Below are 6,098 nucleotides of genomic sequence, written 5' to 3' on the forward strand. Positions count from 1 at the left end.
GGCTCCGGCGCGATATTTTCGCCCGGAGCCGTTTTTTGGCCCAAGCTTGCGCTCCGGCCTTATTCGAACTTCATCGTGTACAGCTGCTCCATGAAGATCCATGAATCTTTGTTGTCTTGATACCATTTGGCGTACCAGTCTTCGAGCGCCGGCCCGCCGGACGCGTCCCACGATTTTTGGACGTCCGCCACGCCCTGGTCGACGCTGTAGCCGCTGCCGCTGACGACCGCTTTGGCCATCGTGTCGTTCATGGTGTTCCAGCCGTCGTTGAATGTCGTCGTCATCGCCTTGTCGAGCGACGGACGGAACTTGGCGTGCGTGAAGCCGGGGTGCGGATGCGCCGGATCGAGGTAGAGTTTGTCCATCTCGGCCGCGATCGCGAGCCATTCCCGGTCGACCGGATCTTTGGAGTCCAACTGCCGTCCATCGACATTGCCGCTATCGAGAATATATTTGGGCATAAACATCCGGTAATCGTTCAGATAACCCATTTCCGTTTCGTTTTTCTGCTCGTCGATCGGTTTGATCGTGTCGCCTTCCCGGGTGTAATGCTCGCCTTCCACGCCATTGGTCAGCGTCTCGACAGTAGACGGCTTCACCATGAAGTCGATATAGTCCATGACCGCTTCCGGGTTTTTCGTATTCGCGTTGACCGCGCCCGTGATCTGGATCGAAGGATTGAAGTCCGGGCCGAACCGGCCAAATTGACTTTCCGGGAACGCCATCGCCGTAATCTTCGCGTTGGGATCGGTATTTTTGAGCGTATCGAAGTTTTTGCTGATGACCGACCGGTACGCCAGATAGATGCCGAGTTTGCCGCTGGCGAAGTCCTGCTCGGCTTTTTGCCCGTTTTTGTCCGAGAGGAAGTCTTTGTCCACGATGCCGTTCTCGAACAGCTTCTTCTTGAAATCGTAAGCCGGCTTGATCCGGTCGAACTGGCGCACCAGCTGTCCGTCTTCGATAATGAACATCTCGTTCTGGAACATCGCGTCGACGTAGAACGAAGCGAACTGGCTGAGGTTCATGCCGAACGTGTCTTTGACGCCGTTGCCGTCCGGGTCCTTATTCGCAAAAGCATCGGCGACCGCATACAGTTCGTCGACCGTCTGCGGCACTTCGAGGCCCAACTTGTCGAGCCAATCCTGCCGGATCACCATCGCGCCGAGCACTTCCGGCTTCGTCACCATGCCGATTCCGTACAGTTTGCCGTCCGGCTTCGTACCGAGGGTACGCAGCGCCGGCACTTTCTCGAGCAGCGCTTTGTATTCGGTACTGCCGCTCTCGATCAGCTCGTCCAGCGGCAGCAGCTGCTTCTGCGTCCAGAGCGAGTTCAGGAAGTCGGTATCGTATTCCAGCACGAGGTCGGGCGCGTCGCCGGAAGCGAACAGCATACTGTATTTTTGCTGCGACTCGTTGCGGGGAATCGGCACGAACTCGACGTCGACCGGGCCGTTTTCGTCGATCCATTTCGTCCAGCGGTTATCCGCGTACGTCCCTTCTTCTTTGGGAATCTGGCCCCGGTCGTAGATCGAGACGCTGATGGCGTCTTTGCCTGCGCCTGACGCACCGTTCGCCGCCTGCTTCTGATCCGACCCGCAGCCGCTTAGCACCAGCGCCAGCGCCGTCGCGGCCGCAAGTCCGCTCCTCATGATTCTGCCCCTTTTTTTCGCGTTCATGTCTTTGCCCCTCTCTTGTGTGAAGTTTCGGATAGAAGGTTTGCGACCGTTCAGCCTTTGACCGAACCGATCAGCATTCCTTTGACGAAATACTTTTGCAAAAACGGATACACAAGCAGCATCGGTAGGATCATGACGACGATGCCGGCGGAACGGATCGACTCGGGCGTCAGTTTGCGGAACGCGTCGGGGTCGAGCATCGCCATTTCCGCCATCAGCGATTGGCTCTGGATCATGTTCTGCACGAGCACCGACAGATTGAACCGATCCGGGTCGTTGATATAGATCAGCACGTTGAAAAAGGAATTCCAGTGCGCCACTCCGTAGAACAGTGCGATGGTCGCGATAACCGGAATCGACAGCGGCAGCACGATTTGCAGAATGATGCGCCATTCGCCGCTGCCGTCGATCCGGGCGGCGTCTTCGAGTTCTTCCGGAATATTTTCAAAAAAAGACTTCAGCACGAGCAAATTGTAGACGCTGATCAGCCCCGGCAGCCATAACGCCCCGTAATTGCCGACCAGCCCAAGCGATTTGGCCAGCAGGTAGTTCGGAATCAGTCCCGCCGTGAACAGCATCGTGAACACGATCGCAAGCGTCAACATCCGCCGGGCGTAGAAATGTTTGCGCGACAGCGGATACGCGGCGAGAATGGTGAACCCCATGTTCAGCGCGGTGCCGACGATCGTAATGACCAGACTGTTGCGAAACGCGCCGACGACGTTCGTATCTTCGATCAGCTTGCCGTAAGCCGTCCAGGTGAAGTCCCGCGGCCACAGCCCGACTTGACCGAGCGTGATCGCTTCGCTGCCGCTGAGCGACAGCGCCACGATATGGATGATCGGCAGCAGGCAGCTCAGCGCGGCCAGCGCCAAAATCAAATAATTGATGCCATAAAACACTTTTTCGCCGCGAGTGTCTTTCATGGGCCTATTCTCCTCTCGTCTGCGTACTTGCGTCCGCCGGACCCCGCTGCGCCGCTTACCATAATCCGCGTCCCGAACGCCGGGCGATCCCGTTGACGAGCAGGACGAGCGTCAGCCCGATCAGCGATTCGAACAGTCCCATCGCCGTCGCGTAGCTGAACTGCCCGGAACCGAGGCCGACTTTGTAATTCCAGGTGCTGATTACTTCCGCCACGTTGACGACGACCGCGTTTTGCAGCACGTACACCTGATCGAAGCCGACGTCCATTACATTGCCGATATTCAGAATGAACATGAGCACGATCGTCGGCATCAACCCGGGCAGCGTAATATGGCGGATCTGCTTCCATTTGCCCGCCCCGTCCATCCCCGCCGCTTCGTACAGGCTCGGATCGATCGACGTCAGCGCGGCCAGATAGATGATCGCCGACCAGCCCGCCCCTTTCCAGATGCCCGAAGCGACGAAGATCGAGATCCACGAACCTTCATTGAACAGAAACGGATATGTTTGGCCGGTCAGCCGCTCCAGCACGTTGTTGACGAAGCCGGTCTCGATCGAGAACAGCATCAGCACGAGCCCGCCCACGATGACCCAGTTGAGAAAATGCGGAAGATACAGCAGCGTCTGCGCCCAGCGTTTGAACCACGAGCGCCGCACTTCGTTGAGCAGAATCGCCAGGATGACCGGAAAAGGAAACCCGACAAACACGCTCAGCGCGCTCAGTACGAGCGTGTTGCGGATAATGCCCAGCGTGTCCGGATTTTGGAACAGGTATCTGTAGTTGTCGAAGCCGACCCACGGACTGCCGAGCAGGCCGTCGGCGAAGTTGTACTCTTTGAACGCGATCACGAACCCGAACATGGGCACGTATTTGAAAAGAACGAAAAAAACGACGATCGGCAAAAACATGATCAACAGCGGTTTGTTCATGTTCCAGCGTCTTCGCCGGCCCAGCGCGCTTTGTTCGTTCAGGCGGCTCTTCTTGTCCGCGCCTTTGCGCGCCCCGATGTTCAGGCTGCCCATCTGCTCACCTCCGGTTGGAATGGGATGACGTTTCACGCTTATGGTAAGCGCTTACTTTTTGCTGCACCCCAACTGTACCGAACACGGAAATGTTCGGCAATCGTCAGCTTTCGAGAGCGTAACGTTTTTTGCGATCGGGGTGTTGAATTCGAGTATGGACAGTGAGGAAGCTTGCAGCGGCGCGGGATTCACGTTTTTTGACGGGGTTTCGATTTTTGCTGCATCCAACCCAGATCCAGAACTATTCCGTTCTTATAGGTAACCTGAATAATATCCTGCTTGAAAGACCACACTTTATTTGCCGGCTGCTCCGAAGGTTCCAAATCTTCCACGAAGTCGAAATCGTTCAAACCTACTTTTCCTGTTTTAAAATCAAAAGTTTTCATCGCTTCGGTTTATCTCCTTGTCTTTGTTTGGAATAGCGTATGCCACTTCTTGGCACGATTCTGGCGGTAGCGGTAAAAATACGCTCGCGGAAGAATCACTTCATTCCTGTACGCATACCTCTCGATAAAATCGTTGTATTTTCCCTTATAAGACGCATTCACGCCCTCCATAAAAAGGCTTCTGTTCCCTTCTTTTATTGAACATTTTTCCGGCTAAACCACTTCAAATTCATGCTCCGCTTCTGTCATTTTCATCAGAATCGAATACATATACTCCATGCATTCTTCATACCAAGAGAAACATCCTTCCAAAGACAGTTCGGTTTGCAACTCGTTGTGGAAAACGTTCAAAAACAATTTCCTGTCCAGAATCAAGTGCTGCTTGTCTTTGACACATTCAAAACCTAGCCGGGCAAAAAAGGTCCGGATCGAAGAAAACGTCTCAAACTCGGGCTTGTGGGAATCAAACCTTATTTTGATATAAAAGCTTTCCATGCCCATAGGGTTTCTCCTCCTTATTCGACAATTCGTGTTCTTGGCCGACTTTTCCGCTCCAACCCAAAAAAACTGCCCGGGATGCTCAGGCATCATCGGACAGTTTTGTAGGATTCGATCTCGATTATTCGATGGTGATGATTCAATCGGCAGGTCTTACGACTTGAACGATTTCACTTCGCTTTTGATGTCGGAAGCTGCGGAAGTCGCTTCGTCTTTGAACTCGCGTACAACGTCCACGGACTCCTGCAGGATGCCTTTGACTTCCTGACCTTTTTCCTTCAGCTCCTGGCTGCGTTCGTTCAGGACTGCGCCCTGCTCTTTGAGCAGATTAACGGTATTCATGAACTTGTCTTTCAGGGAAGCTCCTTCTTGCGCGGCGACGAGTACGGCCAGGCCGGCTCCGATCAATGCTCCGGCTACCGCACCGACGATAATTGCGTTATTTTCCGAGTTTGTAGTTGCCATGGTTTGTTGCTCCTCTCAGCTATTCGAATAGGCTTGCTGCATCGCTTCTCCTTTACGTATTACCCACTCTTCGCCGTTTTGCTCTCCTGTTCGCAATTTTATTCCAGTTCGTTACGTCGCGCGGCTTCGGATGCGGTACTCGCCGGGGGTGGCGGAGACGATTTTTTTGAATGCCCGGCTAAAAGACATGTAGTTCGCGTAGCCGACCCTCGTCGCGATCTCCCGGATCGGATCTTCCGTGTCGCGCAGCAAAGCCTGAGCCGCTTCGACACGAATGCCCGCCAGATAGTCGACGAAGTTTTGCCCGAATGCGTCTTTGAACAGCCGGCTCAAGTAGCTTGCGCTGAGCCCGAACCGGTCGGCGATCGAAGACAACGACAGATCGGGATCGATGTAGTTGGCGTCGATAAACGCGCGGACTTCCTGCAGCGTTACATGGCTGCTCCGGCTCTCGCGCAGCAGCTTCAGCCGGACGGCGTATTCGCTGAGCAGACTGCGCACGGACGTCTCCAGTTCGTCCAGCGTATCGAAATGCTCCAGCGCCGCGCCCAGTCTTGGCGCGGCTTCGCCGTGCCACAGCTCTTTCGCTTCGCCGGGCAGCTCCATCATCTCGCGCAGCAGTTGATACGCCAGCACGTTCATGAGGCCGGACAAATCGTCTTTGGGCAGCGGCGCGGCGCGCAGCCCGCCGAGCAGCTCTTCCAGGCGATCCCTCCACTGCGGCTCCCCGAGCCGGTAGGCGCGGGCGAGCTCGCGGATCGTGCGCAGCACGCCGTACAGGTCGGCGGCTGCGCCGCGGTGCAGATCGCGTCCGACGAGGACCCGCGCGCCGCCGAGCGACGATTTGTAGCCGATCGCTTCGACCGCTTCGCGGAAGCCGCGGGCGATGCCGGCCGGCGAGTCGAACGCGCCTCCCAGCGCAACGGTCACCGTGCAGTGCAGATGCGCCGCGATCCAGGCGATCAGCTCTTCCGCGATCGCCGACGCGGCGCCTACGGCGTCGGGCGCTTCGCCGGGGCTCCGCTGCCGCGGCTGCACCGGCAGGCGCAGCAGCAGGCCGAGCCGGCCGCCGGGCAGCCATTCGGCCCAGAGCCAGGCGCCGCGCGCCGCCGCAAGCTCGGCC

The 6,098-nt window shown here is 56.5% G+C and carries 7 protein-coding genes; all 7 read right to left on the reverse strand.

Going from position 1 to position 6,098, the window contains the following annotated elements; genetic code table 11:
• Positions 1 to 59 precede the first annotated feature (59 nt).
• Positions 60 to 1,649, reverse strand: a complete 1,590-nt coding sequence (locus FTE24_RS18205) for an extracellular solute-binding protein (protein ID WP_160441823.1) — start codon at positions 1,647 to 1,649, stop codon at positions 60 to 62.
• A gap of 77 nt (positions 1,650 to 1,726) precedes the next feature.
• Entirely contained in the window at positions 1,727 to 2,602 is an 876-nt protein-coding gene (locus FTE24_RS18210) for a carbohydrate ABC transporter permease (RefSeq protein ID WP_150229428.1), read from the reverse strand.
• A gap of 55 nt (positions 2,603 to 2,657) precedes the next feature.
• Positions 2,658 to 3,626, reverse strand: coding sequence for an ABC transporter permease (locus FTE24_RS18215; protein ID WP_150229430.1), 969 nt, complete (start codon positions 3,624 to 3,626; stop codon positions 2,658 to 2,660).
• Positions 3,627 to 3,814: 188 nt separating this feature from the next.
• Entirely contained in the window at positions 3,815 to 4,012 is a 198-nt protein-coding gene (locus FTE24_RS18220) for a hypothetical protein (RefSeq protein WP_150229432.1), read from the reverse strand.
• 213 nt (positions 4,013 to 4,225) lie between these two features.
• Entirely contained in the window at positions 4,226 to 4,513 is a 288-nt protein-coding gene (locus FTE24_RS18225) for a hypothetical protein (protein WP_150229434.1), read from the reverse strand.
• Positions 4,514 to 4,663: 150 nt separating this feature from the next.
• A complete protein-coding gene (locus tag FTE24_RS18230) occupies positions 4,664 to 4,975 on the reverse strand; it encodes a YtxH domain-containing protein (RefSeq protein ID WP_141450168.1) in 312 nt (103 codons plus the stop codon).
• Positions 4,976 to 5,086: 111 nt separating this feature from the next.
• On the reverse strand, positions 5,087 to 6,098 hold a 1,012-nt coding region (locus FTE24_RS18235; protein ID WP_160441824.1), incomplete at its 5' end, for a helix-turn-helix transcriptional regulator.

The sequence above is a fragment of the Saccharibacillus sp. WB 17 genome, assembly GCF_008634075.2.
Lineage (GTDB): Bacteria > Bacillota > Bacilli > Paenibacillales > Paenibacillaceae > Saccharibacillus > Saccharibacillus brassicae.

Excerpts from the sequence above, each read along its gene's own strand:
- FTE24_RS18205 (WP_160441823.1), bottom strand. The coding sequence starts at position 1,649 with ATGAGGAGCGGACTTGCGGCCGCGACGGCGCTGGCGCTGGTGCTAAGC.
- FTE24_RS18210 (WP_150229428.1), bottom strand. The coding sequence starts at position 2,602 with ATGAAAGACACTCGCGGCGAAAAAGTGTTTTATGGCATCAATTATTTG.
- FTE24_RS18215 (WP_150229430.1), bottom strand. The coding sequence starts at position 3,626 with ATGGGCAGCCTGAACATCGGGGCGCGCAAAGGCGCGGACAAGAAGAGC.
- FTE24_RS18220 (WP_150229432.1), bottom strand. The coding sequence starts at position 4,012 with ATGAAAACTTTTGATTTTAAAACAGGAAAAGTAGGTTTGAACGATTTC.
- FTE24_RS18225 (WP_150229434.1), bottom strand. The coding sequence starts at position 4,513 with ATGGGCATGGAAAGCTTTTATATCAAAATAAGGTTTGATTCCCACAAG.
- FTE24_RS18230 (WP_141450168.1), bottom strand. The coding sequence starts at position 4,975 with ATGGCAACTACAAACTCGGAAAATAACGCAATTATCGTCGGTGCGGTA.